The following is a 24,316-nucleotide window of genomic DNA, read 5'->3' on the forward strand; positions in this document are numbered from 1 at the left end:
GTTTCCATGAGGGACGTTCCAGCATGAAACTGCGTGTGAGTTACGGCGGTTTCTGTGTTGTTCTGTCGAGAACTGGCGGTGATTTCTGGCGATTAGATGGTGATGAGTGCGACGGCGGGCAGGGCGAGGAGCATGCCGAATCTTTGGCGGCGGGAAGTCTTTTCGTGTAGCAGCCATGCCGCAAGCAGGATGGTTCCGGCGGGGTAGATGGAGGCGAGGACTGCGGCTACGTCGAGACGTCCAGCGCGGGTGGCCGCCAGGTAGCTGAGATTGCCACCAGTGTCGAGTAGCGATCCTCCGAGGATGAACAGGAGCGTCTTGGTGTGCCGTGGGTCGATATGGCCTTTTTCGCGGAAGCCGACCAGCAGAAGCAGGAGCGATATCGCCAACGCAGTGGTGGATGAGCCGATACGGGCTGAGGCCATGCCCCAAAGAACGCCGGATTGTCCCGCGAACTTCAAGGCCACGAAGTAAATGCCAAAACCTATGCCACCCAGGACGGAGAGCACCATCGCTTGTCGTGAGGCGCTGTGTGTGGGGTCGGTGGACGAGGCGATCATCCAGATGGCGGTTCCCGCGAGCAGGAAGCCGCTGAGTCGTAGTACGCCGGGTGCGCCGTCGAGGAAGACGGAGACGATGGCCGGGACGATGGCGCAGAGGAGTCCGCTTACGGCCGCGGCGGAGCCCATGTGGCCGGTGGAGAGCGCGATGTAAAAGGCCACCAGCGAGACGGAGGCGATGACTCCTCCTCCGATGCCCCACCAAAGCGTGGTTCCTGTAGGGAGGGGATTGCCCTGAAGCGTGGCGAGGGTGGCGACGACGGCAAGGCTGACGAGATGGCCGATGAAGACGACCAGCAGGGCTCCGCGAATGGTGCTGCCTGCACGACGGACGGCGATGGAACCGGCGAAGTCGCCACCGCCCCATAGGGCTGCGGCGAGCAGTCCGAAGGCCGCGTTTGCCCCAAGGAATGTCATCTATAGATGTTACCTGCTCGAACATGAGAAAGCCCCGTCACCGTGGTTGGTGGCGGGGCTTCAGAGTATGGCGCGATTACTTCTGAGGTGTGGTGGTGTTTCCGCCCGTGCGCATCATGTTTTCTGCGGTGGGGTAGTAGCCCTTCTTGGCAACGATGTTCAGGTCCGGGCGCGTTACGCGAACTTCGACCGTTCGGAACTTGCCGTCGGTGATGGCTTCGTGGGAGTAGTAGCCGACGGTGTACTGCAGGCGGACGTCCTCAGCAACCTTGCCGAAGCTTTCTTCGATGCCCTTGCGGCTCCACTGCGAGACGGCTTCACCACCGGTGGCTGCAGCGTACTGCGGCAGTACGTTTTCACGCATGGTGTATGGGATGTGGAACTTGTCCAGCCAGCCCACGTAGGGGGTGGCGGAGTCGCCGACGACAGTGGAGTAGATGGCGATCTTGTTGGTCTGGAGGAACTGAACCACGTCCTTGAACTTGACCTTGGAGCCGTATTCCTTACCGTCGCTGACGACGTAGATGATTCGGCGGCGGTCGCCGGGGCGCTTGGCGAGGGACTTGGCGGCTTCAAAGATGGCGTCGTTGAGCGGGTGCTGTTCCTTCGGCGGTGCCTGGAAAGTGGAGGCGGAGTTGCGCACCGGGGCCGTGTTGGGGTCGAACTGGTGGCCGTTGATGTTGGTGGTCTGCGAGAGTGGGCCCATGGGCGAGGCGAGGTAGGCTTCGCGACCGGTGGACTTAGCGCGCTCAATGGCGGCGATGGCGCGGTTGCTCTGCGCGCCGGTGTACTCGGTAACCATCTTGGTGCTGTTGTTGTAGGTAAAGATCGCCATTTCGTCGTAGGGCGTGAAGGCTCCCTGCACGGCGCCGAGGGCGTCGTTAACGCGCTGCATTACGTCAAAGGGCAACGACTGATCGACGACGAAGGCAATGGAAAGCGGGAAAGGATCGCTGGAGAAGTAGCGCATCTGCTGGCGGATGCCGTTTTCGTAGACGCGGATTTCGCGCCAGTCGATGGCGGGAACCAGCTTGCCGGACTTGTCCTTCACGGTGAAGGGAATCTGCACGAAGTTGACGCCGACGTTCAGCGTCTGCACGCGGCCGCCGGGGCCGAGTTCGGCTTTGAGGTCCGGAGCGGCCTGGTCGGCCTCGGGAACTTCATTTTTCTGCTGCGAACCCGGAAGCGACGAGGTGGGGACTACGCCGCCGTTGCCGCCATCGTCCGCGGGGGTGTTGCTGGTGCTGGTCGTGATGCCCCGGCCGGGGGTGACGCCAGCGGCCTCTGGGATCACGTTGGGACGTGGGCCGTCCGGGATGGCCTGCTGCTGACCCGCCTGCGCGCCTGCTACCGTAACCAAGCCCGCCGCAAGACCTGTTGCCAACACCGCTGCCAATCCAAGCTTCACCAAGACAAAACTCCTTCAATACGAACGAAACTGTCCCACCAAGAGTATCAGCCGAGGGTTTCGCGGCGGAATCTGGCGGTCGCTTTCTTGTTGGACGCAGCGGCGGGGTGCATCGTTGTCGTAGACTTCGGGGCGTGGTGTCCCGTCCAATACTTTGTATGCGTCCTCTGCGCGTTTCTACCCTTGCCTTTGCTGCCGTGATGTCGTTCGCCGCCTCTGCGCGGGCGCAGGATGCCCCATCGCCCATGGGGCCGCCGCCGGCGAGTTCCGCTCCGAAACAGGAGGAAGTGGTTGCCGATGGGCAGACGCTGAAGGTTCAAGTGAACCTTGTGAACACGTATTTCTCTGCGCGCGACAAGGGCGGCTTCCTGACTGGGTTGCACAAGGACGACTGCTCGCTGACGGAGAACAACGATCCGCAGGTGATCAAGAACTTCACGCAGGAAAAGAAGCTGCCGCTGACGATTGGAATTCTGCTGGATACCAGCGGATCGCAGCAGAATGTGTTGCCGCTGGAGCAGGAGAGTGGCGCGACATTTTTGAAGGATGTGCTGACGCCTAAGGATGAGGCGTTCCTGATTTCGTTCGACATCAATGTTGACCTGCTGGCGGATTACACGAACAGTCCTGCGGCGTTGCGCAGAGCGATGAACAAGGCGCAGATCAACACGGGTGCGGCCACTGGCTCGGTGACGGGTAACTCCACTCCGAGAGGCACGCTGCTGTACGACGCGGTGTACCTGGCGACGCACGAGAAGCTGCATGACGAGGCTGGCCGCAAGGTGATCGTCATGCTGACCGACGGCGGCGATCAGGGCAGCCAGGTGAAGTTGAAGGAAGCCATCGAAGCGGCGCAGAAGGCGAACACGATTATCTACGTGATCCTGATCAGCGACGCGGGTGGATTTGGCTTTGGTATGGGCGGGCCGATGTATACCGTGGGCAATCCTGCGGGAGACATGGACAAGCTGACCAAGGAGACGGGTGGCCGCGTGATCAACGTGGGGCATAACGGCAAGAAGCTGGACGATGCCTTTGCGCAGATCAGCGATGAATTGCGCACGCAGTACCTGATCAGCTACACGCCGAAGAACCAGAAGTTCGATGGGACATTCCGCAACATTGCCATCTCCTGCGGCAAGGATGTGAAGATCCAGGCGCGCAAGGGTTACTACGCGATGGCGGACTCGAATACGGAGTAACTGGTCTGACGACTTGCGTGCATCCTTTTTCTTAGCCGCGCTATCTTAGGTGGAAACGCAAATAGTTTTTCCCCGGGGAAGATGCGATGCGGATTGTATTCCGTGGTCGACAGGTCTAAGTAGTGACGCAGGACAACGAATCAAAAGAGAAGTCTTCCGGACAGCTACTGCCGGTTGATGCGGCGCGGGCAAATTCGTTGCTGGCGGCGATTGTGGAGTCGTCTGACGACGCCATTATCAGCAAAGACCTGGATGGAACCATTACAAGTTGGAATGCGGCGGCGGAACGGATCTTCGGCTTCTCGTCAGAAGAGATCGTTGGCAAATCGATTTTGACGCTGATCCCTGAAGACCTGCAAGATGAAGAGAAGACGATCATTGCGCGGCTGCGTCGTGGCGAGCGCATTGAACACTTTGAGACGACGCGCGTTGCAAAGTCTGGCAAGTTGCTGTCGCTGTCGCTGACGATCTCGCCAGTGAGAGATGCAAGCGGCACAGTAGTGGGCGCTTCGAAGATTGCCCGCGACATTTCTGAGCGCAAGGAATTTGAGCGCCGACTGGTGGAGACGGAGAAGATCGTTGCCACGGGGCGCATGGCCGCGACGATTGCGCACGAGATCAACAATCCCCTGGAAGCTGTGGTGAACCTGATCTACCTGGCACGGTTGAGTCCTACCGTGAACGAACAGGTACGCGAGTATTTGCGGTTGGCCGAGCAGGAGATTGAGCGTGTGTCGTTGATTGCGCGGCAGACGCTGGGGTATTTCCGCGAGACGGCGGTGCCGGTGGATTTTCCGGTGAGCGTGCTGCTTGATGAAGTTCTGACGGTATACGGTGCGAAGCTGGCTTACAGCGGCATTGATGTGCATCGTGACTACCAGCCTGCGCAGCGCCTGACGATGCGTAAGGGCGAACTGACGCAGTTGTTCTCAAACCTGGTGGCGAACGCAATTGATGCGATGCCGCTGGGTGGCGATCTGTCTGTCTCGGTTGCGCCTGAGGGCCAGTCTCCGGAAGACGGTGTACGCGTGCAGATGGCAGATACGGGCACGGGTATTTCCGAGGAATTGCTGGAGAAGATCTTCGAACCGTTCTTCACGACGAAGGAACAGCGTGGCACCGGTATTGGGCTGTGGCTCTCCAGGCAGTTTGTGGAGGACCATCGCGGTAGTATTGCTGTTACCAGCAGCACAGACGTCGAGGATCACGGAACCACCTTCCGCATCTTCCTGCCGTACGCAAACGGTCTGATGCAGGATGCTGTGGCTGGTGAGAGAGGCAATGCATGAGCATCCTTCGCCTTGATGGCGATTCGGCGTTTCCCCCGCCGCCGCATGATGCGGTTGCACAATTTAGTGAACGTTCTGCTCCGCGCAGACGGCGTGTACTGGTGGTGGATGACGAACGCCTGATCACCGATACCGTTGTGCAGATCCTGAACATCCATGGCTATGACGCGTTCGGCGCATACTCTGCAAACGAAGCGATGAAGCTGGCAGAGAACTTTCATCCAGACTTTCTGTTGTCTGACGTGATGATGCCGGGCACGAATGGTATTGAACTGGCTGTGGCCGTGCAAGAGATGTTGCCCACAGTACAGGTGCTGCTGTTTTCAGGCCAGGCAGGCACCAGCCAGTTGATTGAAAATCGGAACCTTCCGTTCGCACTGGAAGCGAAGCCAATTCATCCGGACAAGTTGATTAAGACGTTGGAGAACCTGGGCCGTCGACGCCGGTAAGACTGATCGTATCCACATAGGTAAGGGCATGGCGAAAGCCATGCCCTTATGCTTTTCGTAGTTTGTTTACGAGTACTACGCTTCCATGGCTCCGCTGTAGACGGCCATGCCTGCTACGGCGTCAACGCCCATGGCGTCGAGGTCGTCGACTTCTTTCTTTTCCTTGATGCCGCCGGCGACGATCAACTGCTTTGCTGTGCATGCGCGCAGGATGCCGGCGATGTCCATGGGGAAGCCGCTCATGGTGCCTTCGGTGTCGACGTGCGTGTAGAGGAAGGCGGCGCAGTCGTTCTCAAGCCATGTGACGGCTTCCTCAGGCGTGAGGTCAACGCTTTCCTTCCAACCCTTTACTGCGACCTTGCCGTGCTTCGTGTCGACGGAGAAGACGAGTTGATCTTCACCGAGCGTCCTGTTGAGCGACTCTGCGAAGTTGAGGTTCATGATCGGGTGGCGCTTGCGGTCGGCCTCGTTGTCGCCGCCGAAGAGCGTGGAGCCGTAGATGACGCGCTTGGCGCCGAGGTCGAGCATGCGCTGGCCGTCTTCTGCGGTGCGCAGGCCACCGCCCACCTGGCAGGTGAGCTTCGATGTGAACTGCTGGATGAGTGCGCGGTTGTCGCCCTGGCGCATGGCGGCGTCGAGGTCGATCAGTTGCACGAGCGGGTACTTCGAGAAGCGGTCGATCCAGTAATCGAAGTCGTCAAAGGCGAGCTTGAGTTTTTCACCCTGGACAAGCTGGACGATCTGTCCGTTCATGAGGTCGATAGATGGAATGAGCATGACTCTTCTAGTGTCGCAGCTTTGCGGTGGTGGCCGCCACTATTGGGCGCGGTTGCGTAGGGCACGGCGTGTGTAAAGGCCGTGGATGAGCGTGGCGGCGAGGGCGGTCCAGCCGGTCTGGTGCGAGGCTCCAACACCGCGGCCCGTGTCGCCGTCAAAGTATTCGCTGAACAGAATGAGGTTCTTCCAGTGGGGGTCGTCAGCGTAACGATGTTCGCGGCCGTGGCTGGGACGATAGCCATCCTTGTCTGGAAGGAAGAGGTTCACCATGCGGCGAGCGATGTCTTCGGCGATTTCAACGAAGGTCTTTTGTTCGCCGCTGCCGGTGGGGTATTCCATGGTGAAGCTGTCGCCGTAGACGAGGTAGTAACGCTCGAGCGCGGTGATGAGCAGCATGTTCATGGGGAACCATACGGGGCCGCGCCAGTTGCTGTTGCCGCCGAACATGCCGCTGTCGCCCTCTGCGGGAACGTAGCGTACGGTGAAGCGCTGGCCGTGGATTTCCGTCTCAAAGGGATGTTCGAGGTGATGACGCGAAAGGCCACGGATGCCGTGTGGCGAAAGGAATTCTGATTCGTCGAAGACGCGGCGGAGGATGCGTTCCATGCGGTCGCGCGGAGCGATGGCGATCCAGCGCGAGTTATCGATTTCAGGGTTGCCGCTCTTCGCAGTGGTTACGAAGTTCTTGAGTTCGGTTTTGTAATCAAGGAACCAGTCGATGCGCTTTTTGAAATCGTTCAGACCTTTGACGGTGCCTTTCTTCAGGATGCAGACGGCATAGAGCGGTGCGATGCCGACGAGGCTGCGTGCCTTGAGTGCGGTGGAGTTGCTCCCATCGGTTTTTTCGAGGCGGTCGAAGTAGAAGCCTTCTTCCTCATCCCATAGGCCGTTGCCACTGCTGGAATTGATGGCATCGATGATGGAGATGTAGTGCTCGAAGAACTTGTTTGCAATGTCTTCGTACGCGCTGGAGCGGCGGTGCGCAAGTTCGAGCGCCATGGTGAGCATGACGGAGCAGTACAGTCCCATCCATGCTGTGCCATCGGCCTGATGTAGGAGGGTGTCTTGTGGCAGCGGGATGGAACGGTCGAAGACGCCGATATTGTCGAGGCCGAGGAAGCCGCCGCCGAAGAGGTTGCGTCCTGACTGGTCGTTGCGGTTGACCCACCATGTGAAGTTGAGCAACAGCTTCTGGAAGGCGCGTTCCAGGAACTCGATGTCGCCTTCGTTGTTCTTATCAATGCCGAGGCGATAGACGTGCCATACGGCCCATGCATGCACGGGCGGATTGACGTCGCCGAATGCGAACTCGTATGCGGGCATTTGCCCGTTGGGGTGCATGTACCACTCACGCAGCAGGAGCAACAGTTGGTTCTTTGCGAACTCCGGATCGATCTGCGCCATGGGGATCATGTGGAATGCAGTGTCCCATGCGGCGAACCATGGGTACTCCCACTTGTCGGGCATGGAGAGAACGTCACGACAGAAGAGGTGACGCCACTCCGCAGACTTTTTACTGCGCGGTGGTGGCGCTACCTGTGTTGAGTCGCCGCTCATCCACTGCTGCGCGATGAAGTAGTAGAACTGCTTGCACCATAGCAGTCCTGCGTAAGCCTGGCGCGAGACGTTGCGCTCTTCCTTGGTGGCCTGGAGCGGGATGTGCGTTCCATAAAAATCGTTTGCTTCTGCGATGCGTTGATCGAAGATGGCTGCTGCTTGTTCCGCTTCAATGCGCGGCGGATGGGGCATATCTGCTGTTGGCAGTCGGACGAGGCGCAAGTAGACGGATCGGCTTTCGCCTGCGGGGATGGTGTCTTTGAAGAGCAGTGCGCAGCGTGTGCCCTCTGTGTGTTTCACGGCGTTGGCGTCGCCGTGAACGATGTAACGATCGAAGCCGTCTTTGCTGTAATGCGGCTCGCCTTTGTAGTTGGGGTCGAGGCGGAAGAAGTTGGTGTCGTTCTCAGTGAAGAGCAGTTCACTGGGCGTGAGTTGGCTGCCGGTGAGCGCGTAAAAGTTATATGTGCCCAGCATCTTGTGGACGGCGCGGACGCCTGTCTCTGCGCGCTTGCGAATGATGGGACGCGTTTTGCCGGTGGCTTCAAGATTGCGCCATGACCAGTTGTTGCGCAGCGTCAACGTGGGCAGCAGGTAGAGCGGTGCAGCGTCAGGGCCGCGATTGGAGGCGGTGATGCGGATGAGCGTGTCTTCATCGTCGGCCTTGGCGTATTCGATGAGGATGTCGAAGTAACGGCTCTCGTCGAAGATGCCGGTGTCGAGTAGTTCGTACTCAAGGTCGTTGTAGCCACGACGCTTGTTTTCTTCGCGCAGCTGCTGGTACGGGAAGGCACGTTGCGGATACTTGTAGAGCGCCTTGCAGTAGCTGTGCGTGGGTGTGGCGTCGAGATAGTAGAACTGCTCTTTGACGTCTTCGCCGTGATTGCCTTCCTGATTGCCGAGGCCGAAGAGGCGCTCCTTCAGGTGCGAGTCCTGGCCGTTCCACAGCGCGGTTGAGAAGCAGACGCGGCATTGGCGGTCGGTCCATCCGAGAAGACCGTCCTCGCCCCAGCGATAGGCACGGTACTGCGCCATCTCGTAGGGAAAGCTAGTCCACACATTGCCATCGGCGGAGTAGTCTTCGCGCACGGTGCCCCACTGGCGTTCCGGAAGGTAAGTGCCCCAGCGCTGCCAGTTCTTTTGACGGGTCCGATTTTCTTCTAAGCGATGTTCTTCGGCGGTGGTGTGTGACATGGGTTCTTTGATGCTCAAGTGTCCGATAGGTCACAAGCTGATTGGGATACCACATTTTTGTTAGTGGCCGTTGCAGTGTCTGGCTATGGGTTAGTGTATTGACGCTTGACCGGGCGTGCATGTTGGCTTGGAATTGGCGGATGAAACTTCTTCGCGTGTTGGTGTTGTGTGTTTTGAGTGCGGGTGTTGCGGTGGCGCAGGCGAATCCACTACTGGATCATGCGGACCCATTCATTACGCTGCATCCGGTGCAGGGCAAGTACGTGTTGCTGGCGACCACGGGCAACAACATTACGCTTTGGAGCGGCGCCTCTGTGCCTACCGCGGCGCAGGATAGCAAGGTGGTGTTAACCGCGCCTGAAGGGATGGATCAGGTGTGGTCGCCGACGCTGTGGCAGATGCAGGGGAAGTGGTGGATCTACTTTACGGCTCGCATGAACAAGGGCGGCCATGCCATCTTTGTGTTGTCGTCAGATACGACTGATGTGTTTGGTAGCTACACGTTTCATGGTGCGCTGGAGCTGGGAAGACCTTCGATTGATCCGTCATTGTTGATGGTGAAGGGCGTGCCGTACCTGATGTATGTGACAGTGGATCGTGGTGAGAATGCGATCTGGATGACGAAGCTTGCATCGCCATTGCAGCCGGTGGGTGAGAAGGCATTGATTGCGGAACCGGAGTTCGCGTGGGAGCGTGGTGCGGGGACGACGAAGAACTATCCCGTGAATGAAGGGCCTACAACGCTGTATCACGCGGGTAAGACTTTCATTGTGTATTCGGGGAGCGATACGGCATCGCCACGATATTGCTTGGGATTGTTGACGTTTCGTGGCGGCGATCCGTTAGTGCGGACGAACTGGGTGAAGATGCCGCAACCGGTGTTTGAGGCGAATCCTGCGAATGGGATTTATGGGCCGGGGCGTGGCACGTTTGCGCAGGATGCTGGCGGTTGGTGGCTGCTGTATGCGGCCAAGGCTACGGATGATCCTACGTCTCGGAATCGTGCGGTGCGGGCGCAGCGATTTACGTGGAAGGATGGCGTGCCGGTGTTTGGTGTGCCGATGAAGGATGGGCCGATCAACTCTCGCTGATCGGCCCTGTTGTTCTTAGAGTTAATTTTTGTTCACAGGCGGACAGGAACGCCGTGTTGTTGCAGTTCGCGCTTGAGTGCCCAGCTATCGGTGATGCCGAAGTGGAAGATGCTGGCGGCGAGTGCGGCGTCTGCTTTACCGCGACCAAACACATCTGCGAAGTGTTGTGCGTTGCCTGCGCCGCCGCTGGCAATGACAGGGATCTGCACGGCCTGCGAGACGCGTGCGGTGAGTTCGTCGTCGAAGCCGGTGCGTCGACCGTCGGAGTCCATGCTGGTGAGCAGGATTTCGCCTGCGCCGCGCTGCTCAGCTTCAATGGCCCAATCGACTACTTTCAAGCCGGTGTTTTTGCGTCCGCCGCTTACGTACACTTCGGCATTGCCTACGGGATCGGATGAGTCCGCGGCACGCTTGGCGTCGATGGCGACGATGACGGCTTGGGCTCCGAAGCTGCTGCCGATTTCACCGATGAGTTCCGGGCGTGCGATTGCGGAGCTGTTGATGCTGACCTTGTCTGCGCCTGCCAAGAAGACCTGCTCCGCGTCTTCCGCCGAGCGGATGCCGCCGCCTACGGTGAAGGGGATGAAGAGTTCCGCGGCGGTGCGCTTCACTGTGTCGATGAGTGTGCCGCGGCCTTCGTGTGTAGCGGTGATGTCGAGCAGAACGATTTCGTCCGCGCCCGCTGCTGCGTGGCGGTGGGCAAGTTCGGCGGGGTCACCAGCGTCGATGATGTCGACGAACTGAATGCCTTTGACGACGCGTCCGGCACGGACGTCGAGACAGGCGATGATGCGTTTGGTCAGCATGTTATTTCTTCTTCCCGCGAATGTTGAGTAGCTTCATAAGTCCATCGAGAAGCGGAGAGCTTTCACGATCACGGATATGTTGAATTCGAGTGCGCTCAGCTACTTCAATGGCTCGCAATGTTATAGGGCCAGCTTCTGCGCGAATTCGATTTGCATTTCTTAGTGATGGGAGTGGTTCTCCGAGGCCGATGTAAACCAAATTGGAGTCGTCAACGGCTGTTTGTTCTACAAATCTCATAAGCCGTTTGAATTCGTGATCATCAGTTTCAGCAACATCATCCAATCTTGGCTGAAGGATGGTTTCGAAGATTAGATAGTGGCCGGGCTCCTCGTCGTCAAAGTAATCGAACATCTTCAATGCGTGCTCCTCCAAGTGGGGGAACTGAGCGAAAAAGCGCGCGTTGAAAGCTGTCCAGATCATCACAGCTCCACGAAATTGCGTAGTAGTTTGAGGCCGGTGTCGCCGGATTTTTCTGGGTGGAACTGGACGCCCATTACGTTGTCGCGTTCTACGGCTGCGGTGAAGGGGCCGCCGTAGCTGGTGGAGGCTGCGGTGTCTTTGCTGATGGGCGCGCGCCAGGAGTGGGTGTAGTAGACGAACTCGCCGTTGGTGATGCCGCGCAGCAGTTTGCTGTCGGGGCGGATGTCTTCGAGGGAGTTCCAGCCTACGTGGGGGCTTTTGAGTTCGGCTCCGTTGAAGGTGGCAGGGAAGCGTTCGCACTTGCCGCCAAAGGCGCAGAGGCCGTCGGTGCTTTCTGCTTCCGTGGAGCCCTGATAAAGCCACTGCAAGCCCACGCAGATACCGAGGAAGGGCACGCCGCGTGCGATGGCTTCGCGTGTGGCCTCGGTCAGCTGTAGGTCATGCAGAAGCTGTGTGGCCTGAAAGTGACCCACGCCGGGAAGGACGATCTTGTCGGCCTTGCGGACGTCGTTGGGCGATTGCGTGATGTTGGTCTCTGCACCGAGATAGTTAAGTGCCTTAACTACGCTGGTGAGATTGCCGGCTTTGTAGTCGATTACCTGGATCATAATTTTTAGGCGAGTCCGCGGGTTAGCGAGTCAGCAAGTCAGCGGGCTCGGTGTTCTTCGTTTTGAATCCACGTATGATGCGGGCAATTTCTAATACAAACGTAATTGCGAAAATGAAAGCCAAATCTTTCGCACTGCTCTTGAGTGTTTCCCTAAATGCTCCATCTACCAGCATTAAAGTGACCACAATCCAAAGTGGAAGAGACGCCCACTTCTTCTGCAGATATCCCAGTAAGCAGAGCGGGAACATAAGCACTGCACAGGCGTTACCTAAAGTGAGATGTGGGTAATAGCCATACGACACGAATCCAAGACCACACATGAAAAGCGCACCTGCGCTTGCCATGATGAATAAGGGAACCGACATGTCTGTACGGCTAATTCCCCACATAAGACGTCCCTAGAGCAGCCCCTTAGTGGAGGGCAGCAGGTCTTTCATGCGTTCGTCGCGGCTTACGGCTCCGCGTAGGGCTCGGGCGAAGGCTTTGAAGATGGCTTCGATCTTGTGATGGTTGCTGCGGCCGTACATGGTTTTTACGTGGACGTTGCAGCGGCCGCCGCGGGCGAAGCCGTCGAAGAAGTCGGTGACGAGTTCGGTTTGCATGTCGCCGACGATGGCTACGTTGACCTGGTCGTCTACGGCGTAGCCGACGCGGCCGCTGATGTCGATGGCGGCGACGGCGAGTGTCTCGTCCATGGCCATGACGAAGTAGCCTGCGCGCAGGATGCCTTTCTTGTCGCCGAGTGCCTTATCGAACGCTTCGCCGAGTGCGATGCCTACGTCTTCAATGGTGTGGTGCTGGTCGACGTCGAGGTCGCCGTTACAGACGAGGTCGAGATCGAAGCCGCCGTGGCGCGTGAAGAGTTCCAGCATGTGATCGAAGAAGCGGATGCCGGTGCGGACGTTGTAGGTGCCCTGGCCGTCGAGGTTGAGGCGCAGCTTGATCTTGGTTTCGGTGGTGTTGCGATCAATCTCTGCGATGCGTGGCGATGCGGTGGCAGCCACTGCGGGAGTGCCCGGCTGATTGGGGAACGCTTCGGTGTATGCGGGTGCGGTGTGGAGGTCGCTTCCGTTTTGTTCATTACTCATAGTCGGGTGTCTCCTTCGGTTGTGTCTCCGGCTTGTTCACTTCGGCGGGCGTCCATCCCATGCCTGCAAGTGTGTCGCGGAGTGCGGCGATGCCGGTGGTGATCTGATCTTCAAGGCCAATGGTGATGCGGACGCAGCCATCGAGGCCGGGGTCGCTGCTGCGATCGCGGACGAGTACGCCGCGTGCGCGCATGCCATCGACAAATTCCTTGTGGCGCGGGCCAATGTGCATGAGTACGAAGTTGGCGTGCGACTGCCAGTAAGGCACCTTCATGTTGGCGAGCGCCTTGTACACGCGTTCGCGGCCTTCGGTGATTTGTGCGACGTACCAGTCGATGTATTCGGTGTCGTCTACGCTGGCGTTGACGGCGGTGAGTGCGATGCCGTTGACGTTGTAAGGCGAGCTGGCCTTGCGGAGATGGTTAATCAGATTAACTGGTCCGGCGATGGCGCCGACGCGCAGGTTGGCCAGACCGTAGGCCTTGCTGAAGGTGCGCGCGATGAGAATGTTGGTTAGTTCTCCGCTGATGAGATCGTCCATGACGGATTCGCCGAAGAAGTGGAAGTACGCTTCGTCGACGAGAATCACCGCGTGTGGTGCGGCTTTCGCGATGGTGCGAATCTGCTCACGCGTGATGGTGTTGCCGGTGGGGTTGTTTGGCGAGCAGAGGATGATGAGCTTGGTCTTGGGCGTGATGGCTGCGAGCATGCGCTCGTAGGGGAACTCAAGCTTGTCATCCATCTGGATGCGAACGAGTTTCGCGCCCATCGCCATGGCGTTGACGTCATACATGAAGAACGACGGCGTGGCGAAGAGGCATTCGTCACCTTCTTCAAGGAAGGTGTAGGTGACGAGGTGAATGCCTTCGTCAGTGCCGTTGGCGAGCAGGACCTGTTCTGGCTTGAGGCCGTAGTGTGCGGCGACCTTTGCTTCTACGGGGCCGCGCTCGGGATAGATGGTGAAGCTTTCCAGCGAGAGTGTGCTGAGTGCTTCACGCACGCGCGGCGATGGTGCGTGCGTGTTCTCGTTGAAGTCGAGGCGCAGAGCGTCGCGGCCACCGAGAGGTGGGTGGTACTCCGGCATGGCGAGGATGGCGCGGCGGGGTTGAATGTCGCTCATCGTTTGCCTCCTTTTCTGCGGATGCGCACGGAGTTGGCGTGCGCGATGAGGCCTTCGGCCTCTGCGAGTGCGATGGCGTGCGGCGCAAGTGTGGCGAGGCCGCTGCGCGTGTAGTTCTGCACAGTGATGACTTTGAGGAAGTCGTTCACGCTGAGTCCGCCACGCATACGACCGACGCGGCCTGTGGGCAGAACGTGGTTGGGGCCGCTGATGTAATCGCCCATGGATTGCGGTGAATAGTTGCCGATGAAGACGCTGCCAGCGTTGATTACCCACTTGAGGTCTTTGTCGCTGTCGACGGTGAGGTGTTCGGGTGCGAGGCGGTTGGTGATGGTGTGTGTCTCTTCGATATCGCCGCAGAGGAAGACTGTGCCGCGTGCCTTCAATGAGATTTCAGCGAGCTTGTTGCCCTTGGCTTGCAGCTTGGTTTCCGCAACCACGTCGCGTGCGAGCTGTTCGTTTGCGGTGACGAAGACCGCGAGGGTTTCGGGGTCGTGCTCGGCCTGCGCAACGAGGTCGGCGGCGATGCCTGCGGCATTGCCCTTCTCGCTGGTGACAACGATTTCCGTGGGACCTGCGGGCATGTCGATACCGCACTCGGTGGATGCGATGATCTTCGCGGCGGTGACGTAGAGGTTGCCGGGGCCAACGATCTTATCGACGTGCGTGATGGTCTGCGTACCGTATGCGAGTGCTGCGATGGCCTGCGCGCCGCCGGTGCGATACATCTCCGTGATGCCTGCGAGGTGCGCTGCCGCGAGTGTTTCGCGTGCGGGCTTCGGCGAGCAAACGACGATGCGCTTGACGCCTGCGACGGATGCGGGGATCGCGGTCATCAGCAGCGTTGAGGGAAGAGGGAAGCGTCCACCGGGGACGTAGCAGCCAACAGATTCGAGCGGGCGAACGATCTGGCCTACGGTGACGCCGGGCGTGTTCTGCGTCATCCACTCTTCGGCTTTCTGTTGTTCTGCGAAACTGCGAATGTTTTCTGCTGCGGTCTGCAATGCGGCTTTTAGTTCTGGTGATGTTTCATTCCACGCGGCGAGCATTTCTTCCTGCGTTACGCGGATGGGGCCGTTCAAGCTGTCGAACTGCGTTGCGTATTTCAGCAGCGCCTTGTCGCCGTTCTTCTGCACGTCGCGCATGATCTTGCGGACGACGGGTTCCACCTCGGCGGTTTTGACTGCACCGCGGCGCTCGAGTGTGGCGAGGAGTTCGTAGGCGTTAGCTTTGGCGCGGCCTGTGGTCTTGATGAGCTTCATTGGTCGTCCCTTGTTGCATTCCCGTGGTGCGAGAGGAATGCAGGTCCTTCGACTTCACTTCGTTTCGCTCAGGATGACGCACGCTGTGCGTATGAGCCTCGCTGTTCCTCACGCGAGCTTCGTTACATGAAGCTCGCATGAGGAGGCTGTTCTACAGAACAACCTTGCTCAGCGGATATTCGACAATGCCGCTGCCGCCTGCTGCCTTGAGCTTGGGGATGACTTCGCGCACGGTGCTTTCGGGCAGGATGGTGTTCACGGCGACCCAGTTCTCATCCTTCAAATGCGAGACGGTGGGTGACGAGAGTGCGGGCAGGATCGACAGGATTTCGTCGAGGTTGGCCTTGGGTACGTTGAGCATCAGGCCGACCTGCGAGAGCGCGTTGATGGCGCCATTGAGCATAAGCGCCAGGTTGTCGATCTTCTGCTTCTTGAACGGATCGGCGTAGGCAGCCTTGTTGGCGATGAACTGCGTCTCGCTTTCCATCAGCAGATCGATCACGCGGAGGCGGTTGGCGCGGAGGCTGTTGCCGGTCTCGGTGACTTCAACGATGGCGTCGCAGAGCATGGGCGGCTTCACTTCGGTTGCGCCCCAGGAGAAGTCGACCTTAACGTTGATGTTCTTTTCGGCGAAGTAGCGCTTGGTGTACTCGACCAATTCGGTGGCAATGACTTTGCCTTCCAGGTCTTCGGGCTTCTGATAGGGCGAGTCTTCGGGAACGCAGAGAACCCACTTCACCTTCTGGCGGCTGGCCTTGCTGTACGTGAGCGAGGTGATGCGCTCAACGTCGGAGAGGTTCTCAAGAATCCAGTCGTTGCCGGTGAGGCCTGCATCAAGTGAGCCGGTTTCTACATAACGTGCCATCTCCTGCGCGCGGACGAGCATGCATTCGATCTCGGCGTCGTTGATGGAAGGGAAGTAGCTGCGGCCCGAGGGATCGATCTGCCAGCCAGCAAGTTTGAAGAGGTTGAGTGTGGCGTCCTGTAGGGAGCCCTTGGGGATGCCGAGTTTGAGTTTCTTGCTCACTGTTTTCTCCGAAGTTTGGAAACTTGTTGTCGCGATGCGCGCGTTACTTGCCGAGTTCGATTTCTTTGGTGAAGCAGCTTACGGTGCCTTCGTGGCAGACCAGGCCGTCGCCTTCCACTTCCACCTGGAAGAGCAGCGTGTCAAAGTCGCAGTCGGTGCGCAGGCTGACAATCTTCAGGCGGTTGCCGCTGGTTTCGCCCTTCATCCACAGCTTGTTGCGTGTGCGCGAGAAGAAGGTGACGAATCCGGACTCCAGTGAAAGGCGGTAGCTCTCCTCATTCAGGAAGCCGAGCATGAGCATCTGGCCGGTGGCTGCGTCCTGCACAATGCCGGGGACAAGGCCGCCTGCTTTTGCGAAGTCGATGGTGGGTTGCGGGGCTGCTGCTGTGGTCATACGTTCCTCAAGTCTGATGTGTCGTTTGTGATGAGGCGGACACAACAAAGCCCGCCGGTGAGCATCGCTCGGGCGGGCTGGTGATGAATCGAATCCTGTGCTTGCTGCCTTCGTTTACCGCTTTGCACCGGATACCGCCGCCGTCGCGCTGATATGCGCGTGGTGATGGTGGCCGTGATGGTGCGTGCGGACGAGCATTGCAGCTATAAAGCTACCCGGGATGCGGGCGGTATGTCAATTATTTCAGTGCGATGAAGAGCTTTGACTACGGTCTATGCAGCGGCGCTGCGGTGGCGTATCTTCCTTACGGAAGTACTCTTTGGAGGACATTTCGTATGAAGTTTTTCCGCTCGCTTCCCCTTCTTGCACTGGCGCTGACCCTGCTGCCGGTTTCACCCGCGCAGAGCAAGCCGGCGGCCAAGGCTGCTGCAACTGCTCCGACCCCTCCGGCGATGACCATGGGTGATCCGCTGGATATCAATACGGCATCGCTGGACCAACTGCAGGCTCTGCCGGGCATTGGCCAGGTGTACTCGAAGAAGATCATTGACGGTCGTCCGTACACGGCGAAGAACCAGCTTGTATCGCGCGGCATTGTTCCCAAGGCCACGTATGACAAGATTTCGTCGCAGATTGTAGCGAAGCAGGTTAAGAAGTAGCTTCGAGTTTTACGTATGAGAAAGGGGGAGCCTCGCGGCTCCCCCTTTCTATTTGTGTGTCTCGTTAGCCTTTGAGGGCTGCGTTGACCAGTTGCTTGGCTTCGTCCTGAATCTGGCGTAGGTGATCTTCACCCTGGAAGCTTTCCGCGTAGATTTTGTAGACGTCTTCTGTGCCGGAGGGACGTGCTGCGAACCAGCCGTTCTCCGTCGCGACCTTCAGACCGCCGATGGATGCGCCGTTGCCGGGTGCCTTGGTGAGGATGGCAGTGATGGGTTCGCCTGCCAGTTCCTTGGTCGTGACCTGTTCCGGCGATAGCTTGCCGAGCTTGGCCTTTTCTTCCTTGGTAGCTGCGGCGTCAATGCGCTGGTAGACGGGGTTGCCGAAGCGTTCCGTGAGCGACTGGTAGAGCTGTCCGGGGTCTTTGCCGGTGCGTGCGGTCATCTCGGCGGAGAGCAGGCCCATGATGAGGCCGTCCTTGTCGGTGGACCATGCGGAACCGTCAAGGCACAGGAACGATGCGCCTGCCGACTCTTCGCCACCGAAGCCGAGCGAACCATCGGAGAGGCCGTTGACAAACCACTTGAAGCCGACAGGTACTTCGAGAACCTTGCGGCCAAGACCAGCGCCGACGCGATCAATCATCGAGGATGAGACGAGCGTCTTGCCGATCGCAGCTTCCTTGCGCCAGTTGGGGCGGTTGTCGAAGAGGTACTCAATGCTGACGGCGAGGTAGTGGTTGGGGTTCAGCAGGCCGGTGGATTTAGCGACGATGCCGTGGCGATCGTGGTCGGTGTCGCAGGCCCAGCTTACGTCGAAGTGGTCCTTGTTCTGGATCATGCCAGCCATGGCGAAGGGCGAGGAGCAATCCATGCGGATCTTGCCGTCCCAATCAATGTGCATGAAGCGGAAGGTGGGATCCACGATGGTGGAGAGCACCTGCAGCGGCAGCTTGTATTTGTCGGCGATGCGCTGCCAGTAATAGACGCCTGCGCCGCCGAGGGGATCAACGCCCAGCTTGAGGCCGCTGGCGGCGATGGCCTGCATGTTGACCACGTTGGAAAGGCCGTCAACGTACTCGGTGATGTAGTCGTGCTTCGTTGTTGTGGAGGCCTTCAGTGCCTGTTCAAACGGCAAGCGCTTTACGCCTGCGAGCTTTGCTTTCAGGATGTCGTTGGCGCGGTTCTGCACCCAGCCTGTGACGTCGGTGTCGGCAGGGCCGCCGTTGGGCGGGTTGTACTTGAAGCCGCCATCCTCCGGCGGATTGTGCGAGGGCGTGATGACGATGCCGTCTGCCAGGCCGTCTTTGCGGTCCTTGTTGTAGTCCAGGATCGCGTGCGAGAGCGCGGGTGTTGGCGTGTAGCCGGGCTGACCGTTGGTCTCGGGCGTGCCCGCGTCGATGCGTGTGGCAACGCCATTGGCAGCAAGGACTTCAAGAGCGCTGCGGAAGGCGGGTTCGCTGAGGGCGTGAGTGTCCATAGCGAGGAAGAGCGGGCCGGTGATCTTCTGGCCTGCTCGGTACTCGCAGATGGCCTGCGTGATGGCGAGGATGTGGTCCTCATTGAATGCGCCCTGGAGCGCTGAGCCGCGATGGCCGCTGGTTCCGAAGCTGACCTTCTGCGCGGCGTTATCCGCGTCGGGGTGCAGCGTGTAGTAAGCGGAGACGAGACGGGGCAGGTCGGTGAGGTGATGTGGATCGGGCAGTTTACCGGCGTTCGGGCTGTTGCTCATCAGTGTGCTTCCTCAAAGAAACAAATTGGTGCATAGCGAACCCTGCGAGTGTATCGCGGGAGTGTTATTCCCGTTTTGGGATTACCTGTGCTTAGATGCGGAAATTCTGTGTTGTGTGTTGCCGTTGCGGCGGGAGTGGGGTGGAGTTCTGTCGTTACACTGTAGCTCTCCTGAATAGGCATACGGACAGCGAATGGCCCTGTTGGTATATGGCCTTTTGCATCGTGTGTTGTGAGTTGACTTACGCCGCATGCGATTGTGTTTGACTCCATTACGGACTGCGCATAGGCAGTCCGTTACCGCGGCGCTGGCATTTGCAGGCCTGTTGCTGTTGCCGGGGCGCGTCCACGGACAGGCGGCGACGCTGGCTGCAGATACTGCTGTGGATACTGGGCGTCCATCCGTCAATTTCGGTTCGTTGAGCAATCTCTACATCAACAGCACCAGCACTTCGCTGCTGCGATTTGACCTGGGCACGTTGCCGTCTGGCACGACCGGATCGCAGATTAGCCGGGCCACGTTGCGCCTGTATGTGAACCGAGTGAATACGCCGGGAGTGGTTGGTGTTGCACCGGTTTCAGCGGCATGGGCGGAAGGCGCGGTCACGTCGCAGACGCTGCCTGTGTTTGGCACTGTGGCGCAGGTGTTTGCTGTTACGGATGAAGGGCAGTTTGTGACGGTGGACGTCACGGCGATGGTGCAGGCCTGGGTGAATACGCCGTCGACAAATTTTGGCTTGGCGTTGACGGCGTCGACTGCGGACGTGGTGCTGGATAGCAAGGAAAGCGATACCACGGCGCATCCTGCGGAGTTGCAGATTGCACTGACCAGCGGTGTTGTGGGGCCGGTGGGACCGCAGGGGCCGAAGGGCGACAAAGGCGATGCTGGGGCCCCGGGTCCACAAGGTATTCAAGGTCCGAAGGGCGATCCGGGACCACAAGGCATACAGGGCATTCAAGGTGTTCAAGGACCGGCTGGGCCTGCGGGTGGTCCTGTTGGACCGCAGGGGCCGGTTGGTCCTCAAGGGCCAAAGGGTGACAAGGGCGATCCCGGTTACGGGCTGACCTACAAGGGCGCTTGGAATGCGGCCTTGTCATATGCGACGGGCGATGTTGTCACGTCTGGGAATGCCGCGTGGGTGTCGCTGGTGGACGCGAATGTAGGGAATGCGCCGAGTGCGTCCGGAGCATCGTGGGGACTGCTGGTCCCTGCGTCTTCCGGGACGTCGACGGTCATCAACGGGTTGCTGTTTGACGCCACGTACGTGCCCACCACGAACTATGCGACGAACCATGTTGTGACGTGGCAGAACACAGCCTGGGTCTCATTGCATGATGCGAATCATGGCAATGCGCCGGATGCTTCGGTAAACGACTGGGCTGTGCTGGTACCTGCTGCCATTGGGATTCAGGGGCCACAGGGAGCTGCGGGAGCGACTGGTCCACAAGGCCCTCAGGGTGTGAAGGGCGATACGGGCGACGTTGGACCACAAGGAGCGCGTGGTGCAACGGGAGCCACGGGGCGTCCGGGGTTTGTGTATCAGGGGGCGTATGCGTCCGCCACGAACTACGCCGCAGGAGATGTGGTGATGTGGCAGGGCGGCGCCTGGGCGTCGTTGGTGGATTCGAATCAAGGGAACACGCCGGATATTTCGCCAACCTATTGGGGAGTGCTGACCTCGCAAGGCGCTCAGGGGTTGAAGGGCGATAAAGGCGACACAGGCGTCGCCGGGCCACAGGGGCCCGAAGGTATCGCAGGTGTGGCTGGACCTCAGGGGCCGACCGGACCGATGGGATCGACTGGACCGCAGGGCGCTCCAGGACGCGATGGTGCACAGGGCGTGCAGGGACCAACGGGGCCGGTAGGGCCGCAGGGCAATCCGGGACCGGCAGGTCTGTCGTGGCAAGGGACGTATGCGTCTGCCACGAACTACTCCGCGAACGATGCTGTGGCATGGCAGGGGCAGACATGGCTTTCCCTGCATGGCACGAACCAAGGAAATACGCCGGATAGCTCGCCTGGAGACTGGACTCTGTTGGCCGCGGCGGGTGCCACGGGTTTGCAGGGGCCACAGGGAGTTCAAGGACTTCAAGGACCGGTGGGGCCAGCAGGTCCACAAGGTGCGAAGGGTGATCCCGGCGACACAGGTGCTCAGGGTCCGCAGGGTGCTGCAGGAATGCAGTATCAGGGCGCTTACAACAGCAGCACCAGTTATGCGTTGCATGATGCGGTGGCGTATGGGGGTGGTACGTGGATTTCGTTGCAGGCGATGAACCATGGCAATCCCCCGGATTCGTCGGCGCTGTGGTGGCAGCAGATTGCTGCTCCCGGAGCGCCGGGGCCTGTGGGTTCTCAGGGAGCGAAGGGCGATCCCGGCGATACAGGTCCTCAGGGTTTGCAGGGACCGATTGGTCCCACCGGCCCGCAGGGTCAGCCAGTGCATTTTCTGGGGGCATGGTCGGCGACAACGCCATATCTGACCGGCGATGCAGTTTTCTATGGCGGCTCGGCGTATATCGCTTCGAGTGCGGTGACGGGGAACGCTCCGGGTGTGAGTCCGGTGTGGCAGTTGCTCGCCCAGAAGGGTGATGCTGGAGCCGCAGGCTCGCAGGGAGCTCAGGGAATTCAGGGTCCACAAGGAAATCCGGGAGCCGCTGGTGCAACAGGGCCGCAGGGCGCCGCGGGATTGCAGTGGAAGGGCGTGTGGAACGGCAGCACCGGGTATGTGACGGGCGATGCGGTTTCGTATAGCGGCTCTGCTTATATCTCGACTTCCGATGTAAATGTGGGAGTGACTCCGGGATCGTCACCCTCGTGGTCGTTGCTGGCAGCTGCAGGTGTAGCAGGGCCTGCGGGTACGAATGGCACCAATGGAACGAACGGTGCGACGGGTACAGCAGCAACCATTCAAGTAGGCACGGTCAGTACAGGCACTGCGGGCAGTAGCGTGGTGGTACAGAACGTCGGCACCAGCAATGCGGCCGTTTTGAATTTCACCATTCCGCAAGGAGCGGCGGGAGCAGCAGGCACGCCGGGGTTGAACTACAAAGGAACGTGGCTGAACGGCTCTGGATACAGCACAGGCGATGTCGTCTTCGAGGCTGGATCGTCGTACGTGTCCAAGCGAGATACAAATACGGCTGATCCCGCAACGTCTGTTGCGAACAATACGGGCGACTGGGCACTGCTGGTTTCACAGGGAAGCCCAGGACCTGCAACGGTAGCGATTGGCACAGTGACCAGCGGTGCAGCCGCTGCTGTTACGAATACAGGGACTTCGAATGCAGCGGTGTTGAACTTCACTTTGCCGAAAGGCGATACCGGCGCAACCGGTGCTGTAGGGCTAACGTTCTTTGGGGCGTGGGATAGTTTGGTTTCTTATCCACCCACAAGCGTGGTCACCTATAACGGCTCGGCTTACTTTGCACGCGCTGCCAGCAGCGGCGTGCATCCTGTAGGCGATCCGACGAGCGCGTCGGCATGGTCCCTATTGGCTGCTGCCGGAGCGAACGGTGCGGCTGGAACTGCCCCATCGATCAACGTGTACGCCACGCATACGGGCAACGCGGGAACTTCCGCCATTGTGAAGAACGTGAGCACAGACCCGTCGAGTATCCAGCTGGACTTCACCATCCCAAAGGGAGATACCGGCGCGACAGGACCGACTGGTGCGACCGGGCCTGCGGGCTCGGGCGGTGGAGGCAGCTCGTTTTTCACGACGGTACACACGGTGCCGAATGGAGCGGCGCAGTATCACAACCCCATCGCGGATGCGAAAGGCACAACCGAAAACGGTGCCGTACTGGGATGGCTTCCCTCGACGTGCAACCTGGCCAGCATTCAGGCGTATTACTATGCCGCGGCCACCACGGGTGGGCAGCCGACGAATGCGCAATTAACCATTCGCACGGGAACGCCAGGAAACATGAGCGCGGCAACGGCGTGTACGGTAGCGCCGAACACCACGACTACATGCACAGGGCCGGGAACTCTGGGGGCCGGCAACTTCGTGTCGCTGAACATCTCTACGATCGCGACCACGACGTCGTACCTGTACACACAGTTCAGTTGTAACTAGTGCTTGCGTGAGAGGGCAGCCTTTGTTGTAGAAGGCTGCCCTCTGAATCTGTCGGGGTTTCTTGCAGAGACCTTAGAGAGGCGTGACGTCCGACGCCTGCCAGCCCTTGGGTCCCTTCACCACGTTGAATTGCACTGCCTGGCCTTCCTGCAGGCTCTTAAAGCCATTGGACTGGATTGCCGAGTAGTGTACGAAGACGTCCTCGCCATTTTCACGGCTGACGAACCCGAATCCCTTTGCGTCGTTGAACCACTTCACTGTGCCCTGTTCCATAAAGCCCGGTCCCTCTTCTTCTTTGTTCGAGTCTGCCGTTGAATACAAGGGATCAACCGCTTTTGGCGGGGAAATGACCACTTTGTCTCAAACGATTGCGCATAGACTAGCACGAAACTAAAAATTTACTGAGGAAAAACAAAGGTTCGTACGATTTCGTGAAAACACCGAAGTCTGGCGACCCCATTTCCGCGAAAGACTAGCGTTGCGCGACTTTTGCGACGATCGCTGCTGCGCGTTCCAGAACTTGATCCAGCGTCATGCCGGTCGTATCGACAAGAACAGCGTCATCTGCGGGCCGTAGTGGGCTCTCTGTGCGCTCACGATCGCGCTTGTCACGTTCACGCATATCGCGAAGAAGATCTTCCTTGGATTCGGTTGCTGGCTGCTGCGCATAGCGACGATCACCGCGTGCTTCCACGCTGGCATCGAGGAAGATTTTGACATCCGCGTCAGGAAAGACAACGGTGCCAATGTCGCGGCCTTCCATCACAACGCCGGTCGGCGCTGCGAGGCCAAGCGTGCGTTGTGAGTTGACCATCCACACTCGCACCGGGCCGTGTGTGGAGACCTGCGAGGCAGCCTGCGTTACATCGGGATTGCGCAGCGCAGCGGTGACGTCTTCACCATCAAGCAAAACGCGGTTGCCATTGGCGCTGGGCTCCAACGTGATGGTGGTGCTGTGCGTGAGCGCGAGTACAGCTGCGCCATCGGTCACGACAACGTCACCGCGCAGGGCCTTGAGAGCCAGGGCGCGATACATGGCGCCGGTTTCCAGATTGAGCAGACCAAAGGTGCGCGCAAGATGCGCAGCCACCGTGCTTTTGCCCGCGCCTGCGGGGCCATCAATTGCCACGACGAGGCCGTGGCGCGTTCCGTTCTGAGGTGCAGAAGTCATTCTTTCTATT

21 protein-coding genes are annotated in these 24,316 nt (G+C 59.2%); 6 read left to right on the forward strand and 15 right to left on the reverse strand.

Annotated elements, in window-relative coordinates:
* Positions 1-92 precede the first annotated feature (92 nt).
* Complete coding sequence (locus BLT38_RS00345; protein ID WP_083343406.1) at positions 93-977, reverse strand: DMT family transporter; 885 nt, start codon at positions 975-977, stop codon at positions 93-95.
* A gap of 76 nt (positions 978-1,053) precedes the next feature.
* Positions 1,054-2,385, reverse strand: a complete 1,332-nt coding sequence (locus BLT38_RS00350; RefSeq protein WP_231966648.1) for a VWA domain-containing protein — start codon at positions 2,383-2,385, stop codon at positions 1,054-1,056.
* A gap of 158 nt (positions 2,386-2,543) precedes the next feature.
* On the opposite strand from BLT38_RS00350, the gene BLT38_RS00355 reads away from it, so the two are divergent.
* The 3 genes from BLT38_RS00355 to BLT38_RS00365 all read left to right on the forward strand — a co-directional run bounded on the left by BLT38_RS00355 (position 2,544) and on the right by BLT38_RS00365 (position 5,325).
* Positions 2,544-3,587 (forward strand): VWA domain-containing protein, encoded by a 1,044-nt coding sequence (locus tag BLT38_RS00355; RefSeq protein WP_083343408.1) that lies wholly within the window; start codon positions 2,544-2,546, stop codon positions 3,585-3,587.
* Positions 3,588-3,709: 122 nt separating this feature from the next.
* A complete protein-coding gene (locus tag BLT38_RS00360) occupies positions 3,710-4,876 on the forward strand; it encodes a two-component system sensor histidine kinase NtrB (protein WP_231966649.1) in 1,167 nt (388 codons plus the stop codon).
* Positions 4,873-5,325, forward strand: coding sequence for a response regulator (locus BLT38_RS00365; RefSeq protein ID WP_083343409.1), 453 nt, complete (start codon positions 4,873-4,875; stop codon positions 5,323-5,325). The genes BLT38_RS00360 and BLT38_RS00365 overlap by 4 nt, the downstream gene beginning before the upstream one ends.
* Positions 5,326-5,400: 75 nt before the next feature.
* Here the strand turns inward: BLT38_RS00365 and BLT38_RS00370 are convergent, their stop codons facing one another.
* Together BLT38_RS00370 and BLT38_RS00375 are read right to left on the reverse strand one after the other, a co-directional pair.
* Positions 5,401-6,102 carry a HisA/HisF-related TIM barrel protein gene (locus BLT38_RS00370; RefSeq protein WP_083343410.1) on the reverse strand — a complete coding sequence of 234 codons (702 nt, stop codon included), beginning with the start codon at positions 6,100-6,102 and terminating at the stop codon, positions 5,401-5,403.
* 39 nt (positions 6,103-6,141) lie between these two features.
* Entirely contained in the window at positions 6,142-8,850 is a 2,709-nt protein-coding gene (locus BLT38_RS00375) for an MGH1-like glycoside hydrolase domain-containing protein (protein ID WP_083343411.1), read from the reverse strand.
* Between the two features lie 140 nt (positions 8,851-8,990).
* Here BLT38_RS00375 and BLT38_RS00380 point away from each other — a divergent pair, with 140 nt between their 5' ends.
* Positions 8,991-9,941 carry a family 43 glycosylhydrolase gene (locus tag BLT38_RS00380; protein WP_172838093.1) on the forward strand — a complete coding sequence of 317 codons (951 nt, stop codon included), beginning with the start codon at positions 8,991-8,993 and terminating at the stop codon, positions 9,939-9,941.
* A gap of 32 nt (positions 9,942-9,973) precedes the next feature.
* Here the strand turns inward: BLT38_RS00380 and hisF are convergent, their stop codons facing one another.
* From hisF to BLT38_RS00425, 8 genes are all read right to left on the reverse strand, one after another.
* Positions 9,974-10,747 carry an imidazole glycerol phosphate synthase subunit HisF gene (gene hisF / locus BLT38_RS00385; RefSeq protein WP_083343413.1) on the reverse strand — a complete coding sequence of 258 codons (774 nt, stop codon included), beginning with the start codon at positions 10,745-10,747 and terminating at the stop codon, positions 9,974-9,976.
* 1 nt (position 10,748) lies between these two features.
* Entirely contained in the window at positions 10,749-11,168 is a 420-nt protein-coding gene (locus BLT38_RS00390; protein WP_083343414.1) for a hypothetical protein, read from the reverse strand.
* Positions 11,168-11,776, reverse strand: coding sequence for an imidazole glycerol phosphate synthase subunit HisH (gene hisH, locus BLT38_RS00395; RefSeq protein ID WP_083343415.1), 609 nt, complete (start codon positions 11,774-11,776; stop codon positions 11,168-11,170). Before hisH ends, BLT38_RS00390 begins: the two co-directional genes overlap by 1 nt.
* Positions 11,777-12,176: 400 nt before the next feature.
* Positions 12,177-12,866, reverse strand: a complete 690-nt coding sequence (hisB, locus tag BLT38_RS00405) for an imidazoleglycerol-phosphate dehydratase HisB (protein ID WP_083343417.1) — start codon at positions 12,864-12,866, stop codon at positions 12,177-12,179.
* Positions 12,859-13,986, reverse strand: coding sequence for a histidinol-phosphate transaminase (gene hisC, locus BLT38_RS00410; RefSeq protein ID WP_083343418.1), 1,128 nt, complete (start codon positions 13,984-13,986; stop codon positions 12,859-12,861). The genes hisB and hisC overlap by 8 nt, the downstream gene beginning before the upstream one ends.
* Positions 13,983-15,248: a histidinol dehydrogenase gene (gene hisD, locus BLT38_RS00415; RefSeq protein ID WP_083343419.1), complete on the reverse strand. Its 1,266-nt coding sequence runs from the start codon at positions 15,246-15,248 to the stop codon at positions 13,983-13,985. The genes hisC and hisD overlap by 4 nt, the downstream gene beginning before the upstream one ends.
* Before the next feature lie 151 nt (positions 15,249-15,399).
* Positions 15,400-16,275 (reverse strand): ATP phosphoribosyltransferase, encoded by an 876-nt coding sequence (gene hisG / locus BLT38_RS00420; RefSeq protein WP_047497658.1) that lies wholly within the window; start codon positions 16,273-16,275, stop codon positions 15,400-15,402.
* Between the two features lie 43 nt (positions 16,276-16,318).
* A complete protein-coding gene (locus BLT38_RS00425) occupies positions 16,319-16,669 on the reverse strand; it encodes a phosphoribosyl-AMP cyclohydrolase (protein ID WP_083343420.1) in 351 nt (116 codons plus the stop codon).
* A gap of 335 nt (positions 16,670-17,004) precedes the next feature.
* Between BLT38_RS00425 and BLT38_RS00430 the strand changes: the two genes are divergently transcribed.
* Complete coding sequence (locus tag BLT38_RS00430; RefSeq protein WP_047497662.1) at positions 17,005-17,328, forward strand: ComEA family DNA-binding protein; 324 nt, start codon at positions 17,005-17,007, stop codon at positions 17,326-17,328.
* Positions 17,329-17,392: 64 nt separating this feature from the next.
* Here BLT38_RS00430 and pgm read toward each other — a convergent pair whose 3' ends face one another.
* Positions 17,393-19,057 (reverse strand): phosphoglucomutase (alpha-D-glucose-1,6-bisphosphate-dependent), encoded by a 1,665-nt coding sequence (gene pgm / locus BLT38_RS00435; RefSeq protein ID WP_083343421.1) that lies wholly within the window; start codon positions 19,055-19,057, stop codon positions 17,393-17,395.
* A 250-nt stretch (positions 19,058-19,307) separates the two neighbouring features.
* On the opposite strand from pgm, the gene BLT38_RS21005 reads away from it, so the two are divergent.
* Positions 19,308-23,135: a DNRLRE domain-containing protein gene (locus tag BLT38_RS21005; protein WP_083343422.1), complete on the forward strand. Its 3,828-nt coding sequence runs from the start codon at positions 19,308-19,310 to the stop codon at positions 23,133-23,135.
* A gap of 72 nt (positions 23,136-23,207) precedes the next feature.
* Here BLT38_RS21005 and BLT38_RS00445 read toward each other — a convergent pair whose 3' ends face one another.
* Both BLT38_RS00445 and cmk read right to left on the reverse strand, forming a co-directional pair.
* Positions 23,208-23,408, reverse strand: a complete 201-nt coding sequence (locus tag BLT38_RS00445) for a cold-shock protein (RefSeq protein ID WP_047497671.1) — start codon at positions 23,406-23,408, stop codon at positions 23,208-23,210.
* Between the two features lie 199 nt (positions 23,409-23,607).
* On the reverse strand, positions 23,608-24,306 hold the full coding sequence (gene cmk / locus BLT38_RS00450; protein WP_083343423.1) for a (d)CMP kinase: 699 nt from the start codon (positions 24,304-24,306) through the stop codon (positions 23,608-23,610).
* Between the last annotated feature and the right edge of the window lie 10 nt (positions 24,307-24,316).

Origin of the sequence: Terriglobus roseus (genome assembly GCF_900102185.1) — a bacterium.
Lineage (GTDB): Bacteria > Acidobacteriota > Terriglobia > Terriglobales > Acidobacteriaceae > Terriglobus > Terriglobus roseus_A.

Bases quoted from the DNA above. Each gene is read 5' to 3' on its own strand.
- BLT38_RS00390 (WP_083343414.1), bottom strand. From the start codon at position 11,168: ATGATCTGGACAGCTTTCAACGCGCGCTTTTTCGCTCAGTTCCCCCAC.
- hisF (WP_083343413.1), bottom strand. From the start codon at position 10,747: ATGCTGACCAAACGCATCATCGCCTGTCTCGACGTCCGTGCCGGACGC.
- BLT38_RS00430 (WP_047497662.1), top strand. From the start codon at position 17,005: ATGAAGTTTTTCCGCTCGCTTCCCCTTCTTGCACTGGCGCTGACCCTG.
- hisB (WP_083343417.1), bottom strand. From the start codon at position 12,866: ATGAGTAATGAACAAAACGGAAGCGACCTCCACACCGCACCCGCATAC.
- BLT38_RS00370 (WP_083343410.1), bottom strand. From the start codon at position 6,102: ATGCTCATTCCATCTATCGACCTCATGAACGGACAGATCGTCCAGCTT.
- cmk (WP_083343423.1), bottom strand. From the start codon at position 24,306: ATGACTTCTGCACCTCAGAACGGAACGCGCCACGGCCTCGTCGTGGCA.
- BLT38_RS00380 (WP_172838093.1), top strand. From the start codon at position 8,991: ATGAAACTTCTTCGCGTGTTGGTGTTGTGTGTTTTGAGTGCGGGTGTT.
- BLT38_RS00375 (WP_083343411.1), bottom strand. From the start codon at position 8,850: ATGTCACACACCACCGCCGAAGAACATCGCTTAGAAGAAAATCGGACC.
- BLT38_RS00365 (WP_083343409.1), top strand. From the start codon at position 4,873: ATGAGCATCCTTCGCCTTGATGGCGATTCGGCGTTTCCCCCGCCGCCG.
- pgm (WP_083343421.1), bottom strand. From the start codon at position 19,057: ATGAGCAACAGCCCGAACGCCGGTAAACTGCCCGATCCACATCACCTC.
- BLT38_RS00345 (WP_083343406.1), bottom strand. From the start codon at position 977: ATGACATTCCTTGGGGCAAACGCGGCCTTCGGACTGCTCGCCGCAGCC.
- hisC (WP_083343418.1), bottom strand. From the start codon at position 13,986: ATGAGCGACATTCAACCCCGCCGCGCCATCCTCGCCATGCCGGAGTAC.
- hisH (WP_083343415.1), bottom strand. From the start codon at position 11,776: ATGATCCAGGTAATCGACTACAAAGCCGGCAATCTCACCAGCGTAGTT.
- BLT38_RS00425 (WP_083343420.1), bottom strand. From the start codon at position 16,669: ATGACCACAGCAGCAGCCCCGCAACCCACCATCGACTTCGCAAAAGCA.
- BLT38_RS21005 (WP_083343422.1), top strand. From the start codon at position 19,308: ATGCGATTGTGTTTGACTCCATTACGGACTGCGCATAGGCAGTCCGTT.
- BLT38_RS00355 (WP_083343408.1), top strand. From the start codon at position 2,544: ATGCGTCCTCTGCGCGTTTCTACCCTTGCCTTTGCTGCCGTGATGTCG.
- hisD (WP_083343419.1), bottom strand. From the start codon at position 15,248: ATGAAGCTCATCAAGACCACAGGCCGCGCCAAAGCTAACGCCTACGAA.
- BLT38_RS00445 (WP_047497671.1), bottom strand. From the start codon at position 23,408: ATGGAACAGGGCACAGTGAAGTGGTTCAACGACGCAAAGGGATTCGGG.